This is a genomic window from Klebsiella sp. JB_Kp031 (assembly GCF_040064295.1).
Classification (GTDB): Bacteria; Pseudomonadota; Gammaproteobacteria; order Enterobacterales; family Enterobacteriaceae; genus Klebsiella; species Klebsiella quasipneumoniae.
In genome coordinates this window covers 265,970-282,680 of record NZ_JBEAJW010000043.1, presented here as the reverse complement: position 1 = coordinate 282,680, position 16,711 = coordinate 265,970, and the positions used below count along the sequence as shown (strand labels likewise).

Annotated in this window: 18 protein-coding genes; 8 read left to right on the top strand and 10 right to left on the bottom strand. The window is 58.5% G+C overall.

Annotated elements, in window-relative coordinates; translation table 11 throughout:
- Window positions 1-127: 127 nt before the first annotated feature.
- Window positions 128-370, top strand: a complete 243-nt coding sequence (locus ABLV64_RS25945) for a DUF1883 domain-containing protein (RefSeq protein WP_002910387.1) — start codon at window positions 128-130, stop codon at window positions 368-370.
- A gap of 56 nt (window positions 371-426) precedes the next feature.
- Here ABLV64_RS25945 and ABLV64_RS25940 read toward each other — a convergent pair whose 3' ends face one another.
- Both ABLV64_RS25940 and chaB read right to left on the bottom strand, forming a co-directional pair.
- The gene (locus ABLV64_RS25940) at window positions 427-1,107 is read right to left on the bottom strand and encodes a gamma-glutamylcyclotransferase (protein ID WP_243816895.1); all 681 of its coding nucleotides are present in this window, start codon (window positions 1,105-1,107) and stop codon (window positions 427-429) included.
- 136 nt (window positions 1,108-1,243) lie between these two features.
- Window positions 1,244-1,474, bottom strand: coding sequence for a putative cation transport regulator ChaB (gene chaB, locus ABLV64_RS25935; protein WP_057215933.1), 231 nt, complete (start codon window positions 1,472-1,474; stop codon window positions 1,244-1,246).
- A gap of 263 nt (window positions 1,475-1,737) precedes the next feature.
- Between chaB and chaA the strand changes: the two genes are divergently transcribed.
- Window positions 1,738-2,838, top strand: a complete 1,101-nt coding sequence (gene chaA, locus ABLV64_RS25930; protein WP_004203207.1) for a sodium-potassium/proton antiporter ChaA — start codon at window positions 1,738-1,740, stop codon at window positions 2,836-2,838.
- A gap of 87 nt (window positions 2,839-2,925) precedes the next feature.
- On the opposite strand, the gene kdsA is transcribed toward chaA, so the two are convergent.
- The 6 genes from kdsA to hemA are packed head-to-tail and all read right to left on the bottom strand — an operon-like array spanning window position 2,926 to window position 8,257.
- The gene (kdsA, locus tag ABLV64_RS25925) at window positions 2,926-3,780 is read right to left on the bottom strand and encodes a 3-deoxy-8-phosphooctulonate synthase (protein WP_002910393.1); all 855 of its coding nucleotides are present in this window, start codon (window positions 3,778-3,780) and stop codon (window positions 2,926-2,928) included.
- 39 nt (window positions 3,781-3,819) lie between these two features.
- Window positions 3,820-4,632, bottom strand: a complete 813-nt coding sequence (sirB1, locus tag ABLV64_RS25920) for an invasion regulator SirB1 (RefSeq protein ID WP_017899847.1) — start codon at window positions 4,630-4,632, stop codon at window positions 3,820-3,822.
- 3 nt (window positions 4,633-4,635) lie between these two features.
- Window positions 4,636-5,028: an invasion regulator SirB2 gene (gene sirB2 / locus ABLV64_RS25915; protein WP_008804389.1), complete on the bottom strand. Its 393-nt coding sequence runs from the start codon at window positions 5,026-5,028 to the stop codon at window positions 4,636-4,638.
- Entirely contained in the window at window positions 5,028-5,876 is an 849-nt protein-coding gene (gene prmC, locus ABLV64_RS25910) for a peptide chain release factor N(5)-glutamine methyltransferase (RefSeq protein WP_065802593.1), read from the bottom strand. Before prmC ends, sirB2 begins: the two co-directional genes overlap by 1 nt.
- Complete coding sequence (gene prfA / locus ABLV64_RS25905; RefSeq protein ID WP_004203214.1) at window positions 5,876-6,958, bottom strand: peptide chain release factor 1; 1,083 nt, start codon at window positions 6,956-6,958, stop codon at window positions 5,876-5,878. Before prfA ends, prmC begins: the two co-directional genes overlap by 1 nt.
- Window positions 6,959-7,000: 42 nt before the next feature.
- Complete coding sequence (hemA, locus tag ABLV64_RS25900; RefSeq protein ID WP_002910404.1) at window positions 7,001-8,257, bottom strand: glutamyl-tRNA reductase; 1,257 nt, start codon at window positions 8,255-8,257, stop codon at window positions 7,001-7,003.
- Between the two features lie 271 nt (window positions 8,258-8,528).
- Here hemA and lolB point away from each other — a divergent pair, with 271 nt between their 5' ends.
- The 4 genes from lolB to dauA all read left to right on the top strand — a co-directional run bounded on the left by lolB (window position 8,529) and on the right by dauA (window position 13,049).
- Window positions 8,529-9,140 carry a lipoprotein insertase outer membrane protein LolB gene (gene lolB / locus ABLV64_RS25895; protein ID WP_004203216.1) on the top strand — a complete coding sequence of 204 codons (612 nt, stop codon included), beginning with the start codon at window positions 8,529-8,531 and terminating at the stop codon, window positions 9,138-9,140.
- A complete protein-coding gene (ispE, locus tag ABLV64_RS25890; protein ID WP_072500815.1) occupies window positions 9,140-9,988 on the top strand; it encodes a 4-(cytidine 5'-diphospho)-2-C-methyl-D-erythritol kinase in 849 nt (282 codons plus the stop codon). The genes lolB and ispE overlap by 1 nt, the downstream gene beginning before the upstream one ends.
- A 183-nt stretch (window positions 9,989-10,171) precedes the next feature.
- Complete coding sequence (prs, locus tag ABLV64_RS25885; protein ID WP_002910407.1) at window positions 10,172-11,119, top strand: ribose-phosphate diphosphokinase; 948 nt, start codon at window positions 10,172-10,174, stop codon at window positions 11,117-11,119.
- Between the two features lie 250 nt (window positions 11,120-11,369).
- Window positions 11,370-13,049, top strand: a complete 1,680-nt coding sequence (dauA, locus tag ABLV64_RS25880) for a C4-dicarboxylic acid transporter DauA (protein ID WP_004203219.1) — start codon at window positions 11,370-11,372, stop codon at window positions 13,047-13,049.
- On the opposite strand, the gene ABLV64_RS25875 is transcribed toward dauA, so the two are convergent.
- Together ABLV64_RS25875 and ychH are read right to left on the bottom strand one after the other, a co-directional pair.
- Entirely contained in the window at window positions 13,050-14,096 is a 1,047-nt protein-coding gene (locus ABLV64_RS25875; protein WP_023318571.1) for a MerR family transcriptional regulator, read from the bottom strand.
- Between the two features lie 222 nt (window positions 14,097-14,318).
- The gene (gene ychH, locus ABLV64_RS25870; protein ID WP_002910437.1) at window positions 14,319-14,594 is read right to left on the bottom strand and encodes a stress-induced protein YchH; all 276 of its coding nucleotides are present in this window, start codon (window positions 14,592-14,594) and stop codon (window positions 14,319-14,321) included.
- 272 nt (window positions 14,595-14,866) lie between these two features.
- Here ychH and pth point away from each other — a divergent pair, with 272 nt between their 5' ends.
- Both pth and ychF read left to right on the top strand, forming a co-directional pair.
- Window positions 14,867-15,451 (top strand): aminoacyl-tRNA hydrolase, encoded by a 585-nt coding sequence (gene pth / locus ABLV64_RS25865; RefSeq protein ID WP_004180389.1) that lies wholly within the window; start codon window positions 14,867-14,869, stop codon window positions 15,449-15,451.
- Between the two features lie 117 nt (window positions 15,452-15,568).
- A complete protein-coding gene (ychF, locus tag ABLV64_RS25860; protein ID WP_004203224.1) occupies window positions 15,569-16,660 on the top strand; it encodes a redox-regulated ATPase YchF in 1,092 nt (363 codons plus the stop codon).
- The last annotated feature ends 51 nt before the right edge of the window (window positions 16,661-16,711 follow it).

Here is a 16,711-nt window from a genome sequence, read left to right as displayed (position 1 = left end):
TTTTTTTGATCAAAATCAGCATCCCGACCCGCGCCGTTTGGTGTGATGCACAGAGCAAAGTGTGAACAATATCACGCGAGGACTGGGTGGGCAGGATGCTGTAGCAGGACAGAAACGGGGTACAAAAATGGCGATGGTAAAAGCAAGTTTGACGTTGTTTGGCGGTGACACGCTGGTGGTGCGGTGCTCAGAGCGCTGCCATATTCATCTGATGAGCGCGAAGGTCCCTGGCGACAGCCATGCGGATATCCTGAGCGTGCAGGATCGGGACAGCGCCTATCTGACGGTGCCCTACAGCGGCACCTGGAACGTGCTTATCGACAGTCACAGCCAGTCACTGGAGCACTCCATCAGCTACGTGCCAGCCTGACCGTCACTGACAGAACACCCGCCCGGCCATGCCGGGCGTTTTTCTTTTCCGCGCGCTCAGGCCAGGCCTGGCGTCGGGCTCTCGCCCAACAGCGCGCGGACGCTGGCCACCAGATCATCAAGACTGGCGTCGTGCATCCCGAGCTTACTTAACGCCTGTTCCAGCGAAAACAGGTACTGGGCGTTGGTCCCGAGCGGCCCGCTGGCCCGGGCGATCAGCGGAGCGATGACCTGGGCGCTGGTATCCGGCTCAAACAGCGGATGACGCGGATCCATAATAAACACCAAAGCATTTACCGTTCGCCTGTCGTCCAGCTCCAGCTTGCACCAGGTGGGCAGATAGCAGCCGGTGATCATCTCTCGTTTCCACAGCAGAGTCAGCTCTTCTTCCAGCGTGTCGTCCGGCAGACGATAAGCGACGCCGGTAGTCCGGCCGCCCTCTTTCAGAGCCAGCATGCGTCCCGGCTGGCAGGCGCTTCCGCGCCCGGCGGTCAACCGCAGGCAAAACGCGCGGTGCCAGCCCGGCAGCGTGCCGGTGCAGGACTCGCGATAATTGAGCGCCGGGTTCCAGATAAGCGAACCGTAGCCAAAGATCCATACTGAGCCATCATCCGGGCGGCAGGCCAGCGTCGCCGCCAGCGAGGCTGCGCGTTGTTCTGCCGACCAGAGTAGCGATTCCTCAATAGCGCCAAACGCTGTCTTACAATCCGCATTCATCAAGAAATCACGAGTTAACACTGTTTACTACCTCCGCCACTGCCCGCTTCCCGGCGTTCGTCTCATGCATCCGTCAATATTGCTGAAATATTATCCAGCTTTATCTTTCAATAAGCAATCAGCGGGGCGCTGGCAAGCGTAAAAGCGGCGTCAGCAATTATTTTTTCTTATGCCACTTATCGTCATCGCCTTTCTCGTAGCTGTTCTTCACCGCCGCCCAGGCGACTTTGTGTGCCGTCTCTTCGCGGCTGGCGTCATCGCGCCGCTCGTCTTTATCCTTATATTGATCCCAGGCGCTGTTAAACGCTTCTTTATAAATTTCCTGCGCATGGGCAGGCAGAACATGCTTAACGCTGTCGGGGAGCTCTTGTTTACTGTGATAGGGCATTATGGCCTCCTGTTTGAGCATAAAGTTTAAGTCTGGAACGCAGGCGGCAGGCTATCAAGCCGATGATGAGTTAAAAATAAATTTTAGTAATTATCTGAATATTAATAATAAAAATAGAGTAATCGCAAATTATAATAAACTAATCAAGATATCTCTCGATACCCGTAAACTTAAGTAAAAATCCAGCGGCAATTTAGCAAAATCTGTTACTTTATCGCCCTGCGTTTTTATAATTATAACACCTGCATAAATGGAGATGGTTCATGACCCATGCACATGAGGCGGTAAAAACCCGCCATAAGGAGTCCTCCCTCGTCTTTCCGGTGCTAGCGCTGGCGGTGCTGTTTTTCTGGGGCAGCAGCCAGTCACTGCCAGTGGTTATCGCGATTAACATCCTCGCGCTGGTCGGTATTTTAAGCAGCGCCTTCAGCGTGGTCCGCCACGCCGACGTTCTCGCCCACCGCCTGGGCGAACCCTATGGCTCCCTGATCCTCAGCCTGTCGGTGGTTATCCTTGAGGTCAGTCTGATCTCGGCGTTAATGGCCACCGGCGACGCCGCGCCGACCCTGATGCGTGACACGCTCTACTCCATCATTATGATCGTCACCGGCGGTCTGGTCGGTTTTTCCCTGCTGCTGGGCGGGCGTAAATTCGCCACCCAATATATGAATCTGTTCGGCATTAAGCAGTATCTTATCGCCCTGTTTCCGCTGGCGATTATCGTGCTGGTGTTTCCCATGGCGCTGCCGGGCGCGAACTTTAGCACCGGGCAATCGCTGCTGGTGGCGGTGATTTCGGCGGCCATGTACGGTGTTTTCCTGCTTATTCAGACCAAAACCCATCAGAGTCTGTTTGTTTATGAGCATGAAGACGACGGCGACGATGACGACCCGCACCACGGTAAACCCTCCGCCCACAGCAGCGGGTGGCATACCGCCTGGCTGCTGGTGCACCTGGTGGCGGTTATCGCCGTCACGAAAATGAACGCCAACCCGCTGGAAACGCTGTTGACCAGCATGAACGCCCCGGTGGCCTTTACCGGCTTCCTGGTAGCCCTGCTGATCCTGTCGCCGGAAGGCCTTGGCGCGCTCAAAGCGGTGCTCAACAATCAGGTACAGCGGGCGATGAACCTGTTCTTCGGCTCCGTGCTGGCCACCATCTCACTGACGGTCCCGGTAGTCACCCTCATCGCCTTCCTGACCGGCAATGAGCTGCGCTTTGGCCTTGGCGCGCCGGAGATGGTGGTGATGGTCGCCTCGCTGGTGCTGTGCCATATCTCCTTCTCCACCGGACGCACCAATGTGCTGAACGGCGCGGCCCATCTGGCGCTTTTCGCCGCCTACCTGATGACCATTTTCGCCTGACCTCGCTTCCCCGCCCGGCGGAGTCCGGGCGAAAAAAAAGCCTGCCGGTTTTGACGCCGGCAGGCTTTTTAACTGATGAGGTCAGGCTTACTTGCTGGTATCCAGCTCGTCGAAGCTTTTCACCAGATCGTCAATCGCTTTCATCTGCTTGAGGAACGGCTCCAGTTTATCCAGCGGCAGCGCGGACGGGCCGTCGCATTTCGCGTGGTCCGGATCCGGATGCGCTTCGATAAACAGACCGGCGATACCTACCGCCATACCGGCGCGGGCCAGCTCGCTCACCTGCGCACGGCGACCGCCGGAGGCAGCGCCAAACGGGTCGCGGCACTGCAGCGCGTGGGTGACGTCGAAGATAACCGGCGAGTTGTTGGAGGCTTTCTTCATCACGCCGAAGCCAAGCATATCCACGACCAGGTTGTCGTAACCGAAGTTAGCGCCGCGGTCGCAGAGGATCACTTTGTCGTTACCACCCTCGATGAACTTATCGACGATGTTGCCCATCTGGCCCGGGCTGACGAACTGCGGTTTCTTGACGTTGATCACCGCCCCGGTTTTGGCCATCGCTTCCACCAGGTCCGTCTGGCGCGCGAGGAAGGCGGGAAGCTGGATCACGTCCACGACGTCAGCCACCGGCTGCGCCTGGCTGGCTTCATGAACGTCGGTGATGATTTTCACGCCAAAGGTCTGCTTCAGCTCCTGGAAAATCTTCATCCCTTCTTCCAGACCCGGCCCACGATAGGAGTGGATGGAGGAACGGTTGGCTTTATCAAAGGAGGCTTTGAAGACGTAGGGGATGCCGAGCTTCTGCGTAACGGTGACGTAATGTTCGCAGATACGCATCGCCAGGTCGCGTGACTCCAGCACGTTCATCCCGCCGAACAGCACGAACGGCAGGTCGTTCGCTACGTTGATATCACCAATGCTAACCACTTTTTGTTTCATAAGTTCGCCTTATCAGGGTGTAACCGGAATGGTTCCAGACTAATGCAATGTAATTTGTTTGTGCGAAATCGTGTTGATTTGTGCGCGGATCATCTCGCTAATCGGATCCTCCGGACATTGCTCGACAAAATAGCTCAGGTCCAGCAGCGCCACGTGATCGCAATCCAGCTGGGCATATATCAGCCCGCGGTCGCGGATCTCATACGGGTCTTCCGGGTTAAACTGCAGCAGCGCTTCGCTGGCGCGCAGGGCCAGCTCCATCTGCCGCTCTTCCATCAGCGCCGACTTCAGGGTGTCCAGCAGCTTGCGGATCACCTCGGCGTTATCCGCTTCGTCGAGATCTTCATTAAACAGTTCCGCCACCGGCCCGATGTTGCCCTTCAGCCATACCTCCAGAGTATGTTCGTCGAGGGTTTCGCCATTGAACGGATTAATCAGCCACATCTCTTCGCTGGTTTCCGGGTCCGCGCGCAGCAGCATCTGGGTCGGGAAGATCACCGGCACCACCGGCAGCCCCAGACGCTGGGCGATCCACAGCAGGATCGCGCCTAACGACACCGCGCTCCCCTGACGGTTGACCAGCACTTTATCCAGCCAAAGCGCGTCGGAAAGACGATAAACGCCCTGCGAGGCGCCAAAGCCCCACTCCTCGTAAAACAGCGCCAGCAGGCGTTCTATCTGGCGTTCCTGGTCCCACGAAGGCGCAATCTCCTCCTGCGCGAGGCGCAGCAGCCGCTGCAGCTCTTCCTCGACAAAACGCGTCGGAAAATCGTCGCGAACCTGTTCAGAAATGAGGACCATGCCATCACACAATGGCGCTTTGTTAAATTCGAAATCCGCTAATGACCCCATGACCTACCCCAGTATCGGTATTCTTGTGATGGCGAGTTGAATGATGATAAACAACACCACCAGCGCCAGCAGGAACGCGATAAAGCGGCTCTGCTGGCTGCGCGGACGACGACGGCCCAGCGCGATAAAACCTAATGCGATATAAATGATAACGCCAAACAGCTTTTCAGTCAGCCATGCGCCGTCTTCTGTGAACGGCAGGTAGTGCGTTATCGCCATTAATCCCGCACCGCTGAGAAACAGCAGCGTATCGCTGCAGTGCGGCGCAATTCGCACCCACCGCTGGTTCAGCAGCGGGCTCTGGTGATACATCCACCAGTAACGTAAAACGAACAATCCTACCGACACCACCACGCTGGCGATGTGCAGATAGAGGACAGCCGTGAATAAGTTCATCAGCCAACGTTCTCCATGTCGGGTAAACGTCCGAGGGTCAGACGCTCATTGTCGCCATAGTCGCGACAGGTCGCGACGTCCAGATAGCTCGCTTCGCGGAACAGCTCGCGCACCGCTTCGCCCTGGGTCCAGCCATGCTCCAGCAGCATCCAGCCGCCGGGCTGCAGATACTGCCGCCCCTCGCGGATAATCTGCGCCAGATCGGCCAGCCCCTCATCGCCCGCCACCAGCGCCGTTAGCGGCTCAAAGCGCACATCGCCCTCGGCGAGATGCGGGTCTGCAGCGTCGATATAGGGGGGATTGCTGACGATCATGGCGAAACGCTGCCCGGCCAGCGCGGCAAACCAGTCGCTTTGCCGTATCGTCACGTTAGCGATGCCCAGATGGGCGGCATTACGCAACGCCAGCGCCACGGCGTCCGGCATGACGTCCACCGCGGTGATCTCACAGTCCGGACGCTCGCTGGCCAGCGCCAGGGCAATGGCGCCGGTCCCGGTGCCGAGGTCGAGAATACGGCACGGCGCGACGGGCAGACGCGCCAGCGCCTGCTCTACCAGACATTCGGTATCCGGGCGGGGGATCAGCGTCGCCGGGGAGACAAACAGCGGCAGCGACCAGAACTCCCGCTGCCCGACCAGATGGGCGATGGGCTCCCCGCGCTGGCGTCGCTGCAGGAGCGCCTCCAGCGTCGTCGCCTCGTCAGCGGAGAGCGTCGTTTCGCCGAAGGCCAGGATCCAGGTGCGCGCCCGGCCGGTGACGTGTCCCAGCAGGATCTCGGCGTCGCGTCGCGGACTGTCGCTCTCCGCCAGGCGGGCGATTGCCTGCTGCAGCCAGGCCTGAAAGGTCATCATTCCTGCTCGGACAGCGCCGCCAGCTGATCGGCCTGGTGTTCCTGGACAATCGGCTCAATCAGCATGTCGAGTTTGCCCTCCATCGCCTCATCCAGACGGTAAAGGGTCAGGTTGATGCGGTGGTCGGTCACCCGGCCCTGCGGGAAGTTGTAGGTACGGTTGCGATCGCTGCGGTCGCCGCTGCCCAGCAGGTTGCGGCGCGTGGAGGCTTCCGCCTGCTGACGCTTGGCCACTTCGGCGGCACGGATCCGCGCACCCAGCACCGACAGCGCCTTGGCTTTGTTTTTATGCTGAGAACGTTCGTCCTGACACTCCACCACGATGCCGGTGGGCAGGTGGGTAATACGGATCGCCGAGTCGGTGGTGTTAACGTGCTGCCCGCCCGCGCCGGAGGAGCGGAAGGTATCGATGCGCAGATCCGCCGGGTTGATATCCGGCATTTCCGCCTCCGGCAGCTCCGGCATCACCGCCACCGTACAGGCGGAGGTGTGGATACGCCCCTGCGACTCGGTGGCCGGCACGCGCTGCACGCGATGGCCGCCGGATTCAAATTTGAGCCGGCCGTAGACGCCGTCGCCGCTGATCTTGGCGATCACCTCTTTAAAGCCGCCGTGTTCACCTTCGTTGGCGCTGAGGATCTCCACCTGCCAGCGGCGCGATTCCGCGTAACGGGTGTACATGCGGAACAGATCGCCGGCAAACAGCGCCGCTTCGTCGCCGCCGGTCCCGGCGCGTACTTCCACGAAGGCGTTACGCTCGTCATCGGGATCTTTCGGCAGGAGCAGGACCTGCAGCTGTTGCTCCAGCTGTTCGCCTTTATCTTTGGCGTCCCGCAGCTCTTCCTGCGCCATTTCGCGCATTTCCGGATCGTCGAGCATCATCTGTGCGGTTTCAATATCCTCCTGCACCTGACGCCAGTCGGTATAGCAGCGCGCCACATCGCTCAGTTGAGCATACTCCCGCGACAGCGCGCGGAATTTATCCTGATCGGCAATCGTCGCGGCATCGCCGAGCAGCGCCTGCACTTCTTCGTGGCGCTCGTACAACGCTTCCAGTTTGGCAACAATAGAAGACTTCATAGGCGTGAATTCACCCTGTCCTGAAAATAAGAGAAAGGTGCGCTATTCCAGCCCGAGGCTGTTGCGCAGAATATGCAGGCGTTCGTCGTCCCCGTCACGGGCGGCCTGCTGAAGAGATTTGGTTGGCGCGTGGATCAGGCGGTTGGTGAGCTTACGCGCCAGATCCTGCATAATTTCCTGGGCATCGCCGCCCTGCTCCAGCGCGGCCAGCGCCTTCGCCGTCAGCTCCTCACGGACCTGCTCAGACTGCGAACGGTACTCACGAATGGTCTCGCTGGCGCTCTGCGCGCGCAGCCATGCCATAAATTCGCTGGTCTCCTGCTCGACGATCGATTCCGCCTGCACCGCCGCGGCCTTACGCTGCGCCAGGTTATGCTGAATGATGTTTTGCAGATCGTCGACGCTGTAGAGGTAGGCGTTAGCCAGTTTACCGACCTCCGGTTCGACGTCGCGCGGGACGGCGATATCCACCAGCAGCATCGGCTGGTTACGCCTCGCCTTGAGCGCGCGCTCCACCATGCCTTTGCCGATGATCGGCAGCGGACTAGCGGTGGAGCTGATAATGATGTCGGCCTCTTTCAGCCGTTCGTCGATATCGCTAAGGGCAATCACCTCGGCGCCCACTTCTTCCGCTAGCGCCTGGGCGCGTTCACGAGTGCGGTTGGCGATCACCATTTTGCGCACGTGATGTTCGCGAAGATGACGCGCCACCAGTTCGATGGTTTCACCGGCGCCGACCAGCAGCACCGTCACGCTCGACAAGGATTCAAAGATTTGCCGCGCCAGGGTACAGGCGGCGAAGGCGACGGAAACGGCGCTGGCGCCGATATCGGTTTCGGTACGCACGCGCTTGGCCACCGAGAACGATTTCTGGAACATCCGCTCCAGTTCGCTCACGTTGAGGTGGCCGCGGCTGGAATCGGCGAAGGCTTTTTTCACCTGACCGAGGATCTGCGGTTCGCCCAGCACCAGCGAATCAAGGCCGCTGGCGACGCGCATCAGATGGCTGACGGCGTCGTTATCCTGGTGCCAGTAGAGGCTTTTACGCAGGTCTTCTTCATTGAGGCCGTGGTAATTGCACAGCCAGCGGATCAGCGCTTCCTGCAGGTTATCCTGCTCTTCGACGCTGAGATAGAGTTCCGTGCGGTTGCAGGTCGACAGCACCACTCCACCCTGCACCATCGGCTGAGCCAGCAAGCTCTCCAGCGCCTTATCGAGCGTTTCCGGCGAAAACGTGACGCGTTCTCGCAGGGCGACCGGAGCTGTTTTGTGATTGATGCCAAGAGCTAAAAGGGTCATTGTGAGGGAGTAGTACCAGCGTTGCTAAGGTTAGTCTGAGTGCATCATACAGGATGCGCGTAATCAATAAAAGAGAGGCTCCCCTTTTGGAGTAATAGCCAAAGCAAGACCGCCATTAAGGTTAATTTTTTGATTTCAGACAACTTGAACGTAGACGCTATCGCCCGGCGACGCTAGCATTAAGGGTTATAAATGTAACCTGCTACACAAATCGGCCCGCTGTTCCCCTGCCGCCGGATTTCACTGTAGACATCAAGGATTTGTCATCATTATGAATCGACTGTTCCGCCTGCTGCCGCTGGCCAGCCTCGTCCTGACCGCTTGTTCTGTTCATACCCCCCAGGGGCCTGGCAAAAGCCCGGATTCGCCGCAGTGGCGCCAGCACCAGCAGGCTGTTCGCAGCCTCAACCAGTTCCAGACCCGCGGGGCGTTTGCCTATCTCTCCGACGAGCAAAAAGTCTATGCCCGCTTCTTCTGGCAGCAAACCGGTCAGGACCGCTATCGCCTGCTGTTAACTAACCCGCTGGGCAGCACCGAGCTGTCGCTGACCGCCCAGCCGGGCAGCGTGCAGCTGATCGACAACAAAGGCCAGACCTATACCGCCACCGATGCCGAAGAGATGATTGGCCGCCTGACCGGGATGCCGATCCCGCTGAACAGCCTGCGCCAGTGGATCATCGGCCTGCCGGGTGACGCCACCGACTATTCGCTGGACGATCGGTACCGTCTGCGCGAACTGAACTACACGCAAAACGGCAAAACCTGGCACGTCACCTACGGCGGCTACACCACCGATACCCAGCCAGCCCTGCCGTCTAATGTCGAGCTAAACAATGGCGCCCAGCGCATCAAGCTGAAGATGGATAACTGGATCGTGAAATGATGAGCCGCTGGCCCTCACCTGCAAAATTGAATCTGTTCTTATATATCACCGGCCAGCGGGCCGATGGTTACCACACCCTGCAGACGCTGTTTCAGTTCCTCGACTATGGCGATACGCTGACCATCGAACCGCGCGCTGACGGCGAACTGCGTCTGCTGACGCCGGTGGCCGGTGTACCGGATGAAGAAAATCTGATTATTCGCGCCGCGCGTCTGTTGATGAGCGCCGCCGGCGAAAGCGGCCGCCTGCCGGCGGGCAGCGGCGCCGATATCAGTATCGATAAGCGCCTGCCGATGGGCGGCGGCCTGGGGGGCGGCTCGTCCAATGCCGCCACCGTGCTGGTGGCGCTTAACCATCTCTGGGGCTGCGGGCTTTCGGAAGATGAGCTGGCGACCCTTGGTCTGCAGCTGGGGGCCGATGTGCCGGTCTTCGTGCGCGGCCATGCCGCCTTTGCCGAGGGAGTAGGTGAAATTCTCACGCCGGTGGAACCCGAGGAAAAATGGTACCTGGTGGCTCATCCAGGCGTCAGTATTCCGACGCCGATCATTTTTCGCGACCCGGAGCTACCACGAAATACCCCGCGCCGGTCAATTAATACGTTATTAAATTGTGAATTCAGCAACGATTGCGAGCTTATCGCAAGAAAACGTTTTCGCGAGGTTGATGCCGCGCTTTCCTGGCTGTTAGAATATGCGCCGTCACGCCTGACCGGCACAGGGGCCTGTGTGTTTGCTGAATTTAACACCGAATCCGCTGCCCGTCAGGTGCTGGACACTGCCCCGGCATGGCTAAATGGCTTTGTGGCGCGCGGAGTCAATCTCTCGCCGCTCAAGCAGGCCCTGCTCTGATTCCTGCGCTGTGATGGCGCAACGATCATGAGTCAGCCGGGGAAATTGAGTTACGGTGACAACGTCACCCTGTTCCAGACGTTGCATCGTGCTCTTTAAATACACCGACTGGATCGAATGGCGCCAGCCCGCACATTATTGGCCCATTCATCCACCACTGGACGCATGCCTGAGGTTCTTCTCGTGCCTGATATGAAGCTTTTTGCTGGTAACGCCACCCCGGAACTAGCACAACGTATTGCCAACCGCCTGTACACTTCTCTTGGCGACGCCGCTGTAGGTCGTTTTAGCGACGGCGAAGTCAGCGTACAAATCAATGAAAACGTACGCGGTGGTGATATTTTCATCATCCAGTCCACTTGTGCTCCCACCAATGACAACCTGATGGAACTGGTTGTTATGGTTGATGCTCTGCGTCGTGCTTCGGCAGGTCGTATCACCGCCGTTATCCCTTACTTCGGTTATGCTCGTCAGGACCGTCGTGTTCGTTCTGCTCGTGTGCCAATCACCGCGAAAGTGGTGGCGGATTTCCTGTCCAGCGTCGGCGTTGACCGCGTGCTGACCGTTGACCTGCACGCAGAACAGATCCAGGGCTTCTTCGATGTGCCAGTTGATAACGTGTTCGGCAGCCCAATCCTGCTGGAAGATATGCTGCAGCTGAACCTGGACAACCCGATCGTGGTTTCTCCAGACATCGGCGGCGTAGTTCGTGCTCGCGCTATCGCTAAACTGCTGAACGATACCGATATGGCCATCATCGACAAGCGTCGTCCGCGCGCCAACGTCTCCCAGGTGATGCATATCATCGGCGACGTCGCTGGTCGTGACTGCGTGATGGTCGACGATATGATCGACACCGGCGGCACCCTGTGTAAAGCGGCAGAAGCGCTGAAAGAGCGCGGCGCGAAACGCGTATTCGCTTACGCGACGCACCCAATCTTCTCCGGCAACGCAATCCAGAACATCAAAAACTCTGTGATCGATGAATTTGTCGTCTGCGATACCATTCCGCTGGCACCAGAAATTAAAGCGCTGGATAAAGTGCGTACTCTGACGCTCTCCGGTATGCTGGCTGAAGCTATTCGCCGTATCAGCAATGAAGAATCAATCTCTGCTATGTTCGAACATTAATCGAGCCGAGCACAAAAACCCGCTGCGGCGGGTTTTTTTGTCTCTGCATTTTTAATTCTTCCACAACATCATTCGGCATGCGTCAAGGCGGCAAGTGAATGAATCCCCGGGAGCGTACAGGCAGTACGTGACCGGGGTAAATGAACGCAGCCAACACAGAGGCATCCCGAAAGATGACGTGGAAATGATCAATGCCTCCTTCACCTGCCATTTAGTTGACAGATGATGCGCTCATGGATGAAACATTATTGTGAACAGATTATTTTCCTCACATGTGATGCCTTTCCGCGCCCTCATCGACGCTTGTTGGAAAGAACAGTACACCACCGCCCGCTTCACGCGTGACCTGATCGCCGGGATCACCGTCGGGATCATTGCGATTCCGCTGGCGATGGCGCTGGCGATTGGCAGCGGTGTGCCGCCGCAGTACGGCCTCTATACCTCAGCGGTGGCAGGGATTGTGATCGCCTTAACCGGCGGGTCGCGCTTTAGCGTTTCCGGCCCGACCGCCGCCTTTGTGGTGATCCTCTATCCGGTTTCCCAGCAGTTCGGCCTGGCGGGGCTGCTGGTGGCGACGCTGATGTCGGGGATCTTTTTAATTCTTTTCGGCCTGGCGCGCTTTGGCCGCCTGATCGAATATATCCCGCTGTCGGTCACCCTCGGCTTCACCTCCGGGATCGGTATCACTATCGGTACCATGCAGATTAAGGATTTTCTCGGCCTGCAGATGCCCCATGTGCCGGAGCATTATCTGCAGAAAGTGGCCGCGCTGGCCATGGCCCTGCCGACCATTAACGTCGGGGACGCCGCCATCGGCGTCGTCACCCTCGGCACCCTGATCTTCTGGCCGCGGCTGGGTATCCGTCTGCCGGGCCACCTCCCCGCGCTGCTGGCCGGCTGCGCGGTGATGCTGGTAGTCAACTTGCTCGGCGGCGATGTGGCGACGATCGGCTCGCAGTTTCACTATCAGCTGGCGGACGGCACTCAGGGCAACGGCATTCCGCAGCTGCTGCCGCAGCTGGTGCTGCCCTGGGATATGCCGGGCTCCAGCTTTACCCTGAGCTGGGCTTCGCTGCAGGCGCTGCTGCCTGCCGCCTTCTCCATGGCGATGCTCGGCGCGATTGAATCTCTGCTGTGCGCGGTGGTGCTCGACGGTATGACCGGTACCAAGCATAAAGCCAACAGCGAGCTGATTGGCCAGGGGCTAGGCAACATCGTTGCGCCGTTCTTCGGCGGGATCACCGCCACCGCGGCGATTGCCCGCTCGGCGGCGAACGTGCGCGCCGGCGCCACATCGCCGGTTGCCGCCGTGATCCACGCCCTGCTGGTGATCATGGCGCTGCTGATCCTCGCCCCGCTGCTCTCCTGGCTGCCGCTGTCGGCGATGGCCGCCCTGCTGCTGATGGTGGCATGGAACATGAGTGAGGCGCATAAAGTCATCAATCTGCTGCGCCACGCGCCGAAGGACGACATCGTGGTGATGCTGATGTGCATGTCGCTGACGGTGCTGTTTGATATGGTGATCGCCATCAGCGTCGGGATCGTGCTGGCTTCGCTGTTGTTTATGCGCCGTATCGCGCGCATGACGCATCTGGCGCCGGTCAACGTCGAAGTGCCAGACGATGTGCTGGTGCTGAGGGTGATCGGTCCGCTATTCTTTGCCGCCGCCGAAGGTTTATTCAACGATCTGGAGACCCGGATCGCCGGCAAGCGCATCGTGGTGCTGAAGTGGGACGCCGTGCCGGTTCTCGACGCCGGCGGTCTGGATGCCTTCCAGCGCTTTGTGAACAAGCTGCCGGAAGGCTGTGAATTGCGCGTATCTAACCTCGAGTTTCAGCCGCTACGCACGTTAGCGCGCGCCGGCGTCAAGCCGCTGCCAGGCCGCCTGAGCTTCTACCCCGATCGTCAGGCCGCGCTGGCTGACCTGTGATCACCCGGCGGCAGGCCCCTGCGCCTGCCGCATCAACGCCCCCGTCGCCTGTTGTAGCCAGCTCAGCACCGCCGGCGTCATCCAGGTGCCCTTCATCAAATGCGGCTCCTGCTCCATTGCCCGACGAAACTTCTGCAACGTCTGCGGCCGGGTACCGGCGTAGGACTGAAACAGCTCAAGCCACGCCCGGGCCAGCGCCTGACCCGACGCTGAATCCGGCGCTATACCCTCCCGACATGCCTGATGCAGCTTCGCCACCAGCGCTGGCCACTCCTGTAGCCGGTCGAAATAGTGCTGGCGGGTGAACGCCATCTCTTCATCGTCGAGATACCGCGCCCAGATGGCCAGTTTGCTTTCGGCAAAGGCTTCGGTGATAAAGGCGATGATGGCCGGCGTGACGCCGGTCTGTTCAACCATTTGCGGCTCGGCGGCATGCATCGCGTTCAGGCGGGTCAGAAACTCCGGGCGCCCTGCTGTATCCTGCTCCAGGCGCTCCATCCAGCGCGTCGCCAGACTCATCGCCTGCGGACTGTCCGTCGGGCAGCCGCTCGCCATCAGCGTCTGCACCTCCTCCGTTAGCTCGCGCCACGCTTGGGCGCGCTGTTCATCCTGTGCCGCAAACGGCAGCGCGGCTAACTCCTGTTGACTAAACCAACGATCGTACATTTTCATTAACTCCAGCGTCTGTAGCCAGGACTCCAGATCGGGTTCATTGCCGCTCGCCAGCGCCTCGCGCAGCGCCAACAGCCGGTCGCGCAGCCTGGCGACATCACGCAGTTGGTCATTCAGCGTCTCTATCTGCTGCGTCAGCAGCTCAGGCAGCGACAGCGTTTGCCGATCGAGATAGTCCTTGATGGTGGCGAGCGTCAGCCCGGTCTGCGCCAGCGCCTTTATCATATGCAGGCGCTGAACCGCTGACAGGTTATAGAGCCGATAGCCCGCCTCGCTTCTGGCCGAAGGCGTTAACAGCCCCGTCTGTTCATAATGATGCAGCGTACGCACCGTCAGTCCGGCGCGCTTCGCCAGCTCTCCCACCTGAATTAACATGACTGCTCCTCTCTGTGGCCAGGTCCGCTACTCTGCTGCCTGACGTAACGTCAGGGTCAAGTATAAAACGCGCTTAATATTCACTTTTGGCGGCAACCATAGCATCACGAAGCTCAGGTCGGAATGGGGGTCGTAATATGGCGGGAAAAAGAAGAAGCGATAACGAGAGTCAGAGAAAAACGCATCGGCCGCGGAAGGCCGATGCGGAAAATGCGGTTGCGGTTAGCTGTGACGATGCTGGTTACGACGGCAGCGTTTATCGTAGTGGCGCACCCACCAGTAGCGGTCGCTGACCTGCTCGTGGCCGCCAATACGGGCTCCGGCCAGCCAGAGCACAGCACCGACGAAGATGCTTAAGATAGCGCCATGCGCAAAGAATTGTGGCAGGTTAAGCTGCGGAAGCTGGTTCAGAATGGAGTAACCCACCCCCACAACCATCACCACCAACCCTAACCCCATGAGTACGTTACCGAGTAACGAAGCGTTTTTGCGTTTCATGTGTCACCTCCGGACTTTGGGTTGCCAGGGAATGTCCCCAAATCTTATAGGTGTAGTATAGACAAGGTCTCTTCTGCGGAGTGCGCCCACGATCACATTAGTGAACAGCGAATAGACAAAAATTTACAAATAAGTCTATGAACCATATCAAATTCTAATGATTTAGTGAGTAAATCATCAATGCCGGTATTGTCTTATAGCCAGAATTTTGTCAAGCGCGCCCGCAGACAGTACACTACGCGGCAGAGAATGCCCCATGCAGGATAGAAAACGTGACCATTAAACTGATTGTCGGCCTGGCCAACCCCGGTGCGGAATATGCCGCCACCCGGCACAACGCTGGCGCCTGGTATGTGGATTTACTGGCGGATCGCCATCGCGCGCCGCTGCGCGAAGAGAGCAAATTCTTCGGCTACACCTCGCGCATCAACCTGGCGGGCGAGGATGTTCGCCTGCTGGTGCCCACCACCTTTATGAACCTTAGCGGTAAAGCCGTGGCCGCGATGGCAACCTTTTATCGCATCAACCCGGACGAAATTCTGGTTGCCCATGATGAGCTGGATTTGCCGCCGGGCGTAGCGAAATTTAAGCTTGGCGGCGGCCATGGCGGCCACAACGGCCTGAAGGACATCATCAGCAAGCTCGGCAATAACCCGAACTTTCACCGCTTACGCGTCGGGATCGGCCATCCGGGCGATAAAAACAAGGTTGTCGGCTTTGTGCTCGGCAAACCGCCGGCCAGCGAGCAGAAACTGATTGATGATGCCGTCGACGAAGCGGCGCGCTGTACGGAAATCTGGTTAAAGGATGGTCTCACCAAAGCGACCAACCGTTTACACGCCTTTAAGGCGCAATAAGCCGTTGTCGTGCGGCATTTTTGCCGCGCACCGTGTATAATAGGCAAAGCTATTCAATTTTCTGCAATCTGTTCCTTGTAACAGATTGATTATCCAAAGATTAAGGTGATTTAAATCATGGGATTCAAATGCGGTATCGTCGGTTTGCCCAACGTCGGCAAATCCACCCTGTTCAATGCGCTCACCAAAGCGGGTATTGAAGCGGCCAACTTCCCCTTCTGTACCATTGAGCCGAACACCGGTGTCGTACCGATGCCCGATCCGCGTCTGGACAAGCTGGCTGAAATCGTCAAACCGCAGCGTATCCTGCCGACCACCATGGAGTTCGTTGATATCGCGGGCCTGGTTAAAGGCGCGTCCAAAGGCGAAGGTCTCGGCAACCAGTTTCTGACCAACATCCGCGAAACCGAAGCTATCGGTCACGTGGTTCGCTGCTTCGAAAACGACAATATCATTCACGTCGCGGGGAAAGTGAACCCGGCGGAAGATATCGACGTTATCAACACCGAACTGGCGCTGTCTGACCTTGATACCTGCGAACGCGCGATTCACCGCGTCTCCAAAAAAGCCAAAGGCGGCGATAAAGACGCGAAAGTTGAGCTGGCCGCGCTGGAGAAATGCCTGCCGCAGCTGGAAAACGCCGGTATGCTGCGCGCGCTGGATCTGACCAAAGAAGAGAAAGACGCCATCCGCTATCTGAGCTTCCTGACCCTGAAGCCGACCATGTACATCGCGAACGTCAATGAAGACGGTTTCGAGAACAACCCGTACCTCGATCAGGTTCGCGCCATCGCCGAGCAGGAAGGGTCTGTGGTGGTGCCGGTGTGCGCCGCGGTTGAAGCGGACATCGCCGAGCTGGACGATGAAGAACGTGACGAGTTTATGGCTGAGCTGGGCCTCGAAGAGCCGGGTCTGAACCGCGTGATCCGCGCTGGTTACGCCCTGCTGAACCTGCAGACCTACTTCACCGCTGGGGTGAAAGAAGTGCGCGCATGGACCATCCCGGTAGGGGCGACTGCGCCGCAGGCAGCCGGTAAGATCCACACCGACTTCGAGAAAGGCTTTATCCGCGCGCAGACCATCGCTTATGAAGACTTTATCGCCTACAAAGGCGAACAGGGCGCGAAAGAAGCCGGTAAAATGCGCGCTGAAGGTAAAGATTACATCGTCAAAGATGGCGATGTGATGAACTTCCTGTTCAACGTCTGATCCCGCTGGCTGGCATTTCTGCCGCCATCGAGTAATAAAAAATCCACGCTC

Excerpts from the sequence above, each read along its gene's own strand:
- ispE (WP_072500815.1), top strand. The coding sequence starts at position 9,140 with ATGAGCCGCTGGCCCTCACCTGCAAAATTGAATCTGTTCTTATATATC.
- prmC (WP_065802593.1), bottom strand. The coding sequence starts at position 5,876 with ATGACCTTTCAGGCCTGGCTGCAGCAGGCAATCGCCCGCCTGGCGGAG.
- lolB (WP_004203216.1), top strand. The coding sequence starts at position 8,529 with ATGAATCGACTGTTCCGCCTGCTGCCGCTGGCCAGCCTCGTCCTGACC.
- sirB2 (WP_008804389.1), bottom strand. The coding sequence starts at position 5,028 with ATGAACTTATTCACGGCTGTCCTCTATCTGCACATCGCCAGCGTGGTG.
- hemA (WP_002910404.1), bottom strand. The coding sequence starts at position 8,257 with ATGACCCTTTTAGCTCTTGGCATCAATCACAAAACAGCTCCGGTCGCC.
- kdsA (WP_002910393.1), bottom strand. The coding sequence starts at position 3,780 with ATGAAACAAAAAGTGGTTAGCATTGGTGATATCAACGTAGCGAACGAC.
- chaA (WP_004203207.1), top strand. The coding sequence starts at position 1,738 with ATGACCCATGCACATGAGGCGGTAAAAACCCGCCATAAGGAGTCCTCC.
- ABLV64_RS25875 (WP_023318571.1), bottom strand. The coding sequence starts at position 14,096 with ATGTTAATTCAGGTGGGAGAGCTGGCGAAGCGCGCCGGACTGACGGTG.
- sirB1 (WP_017899847.1), bottom strand. The coding sequence starts at position 4,632 with ATGGGGTCATTAGCGGATTTCGAATTTAACAAAGCGCCATTGTGTGAT.
- prfA (WP_004203214.1), bottom strand. The coding sequence starts at position 6,958 with ATGAAGTCTTCTATTGTTGCCAAACTGGAAGCGTTGTACGAGCGCCAC.
- ychF (WP_004203224.1), top strand. The coding sequence starts at position 15,569 with ATGGGATTCAAATGCGGTATCGTCGGTTTGCCCAACGTCGGCAAATCC.
- ychH (WP_002910437.1), bottom strand. The coding sequence starts at position 14,594 with ATGAAACGCAAAAACGCTTCGTTACTCGGTAACGTACTCATGGGGTTA.
- ABLV64_RS25945 (WP_002910387.1), top strand. The coding sequence starts at position 128 with ATGGCGATGGTAAAAGCAAGTTTGACGTTGTTTGGCGGTGACACGCTG.
- chaB (WP_057215933.1), bottom strand. The coding sequence starts at position 1,474 with ATGCCCTATCACAGTAAACAAGAGCTCCCCGACAGCGTTAAGCATGTT.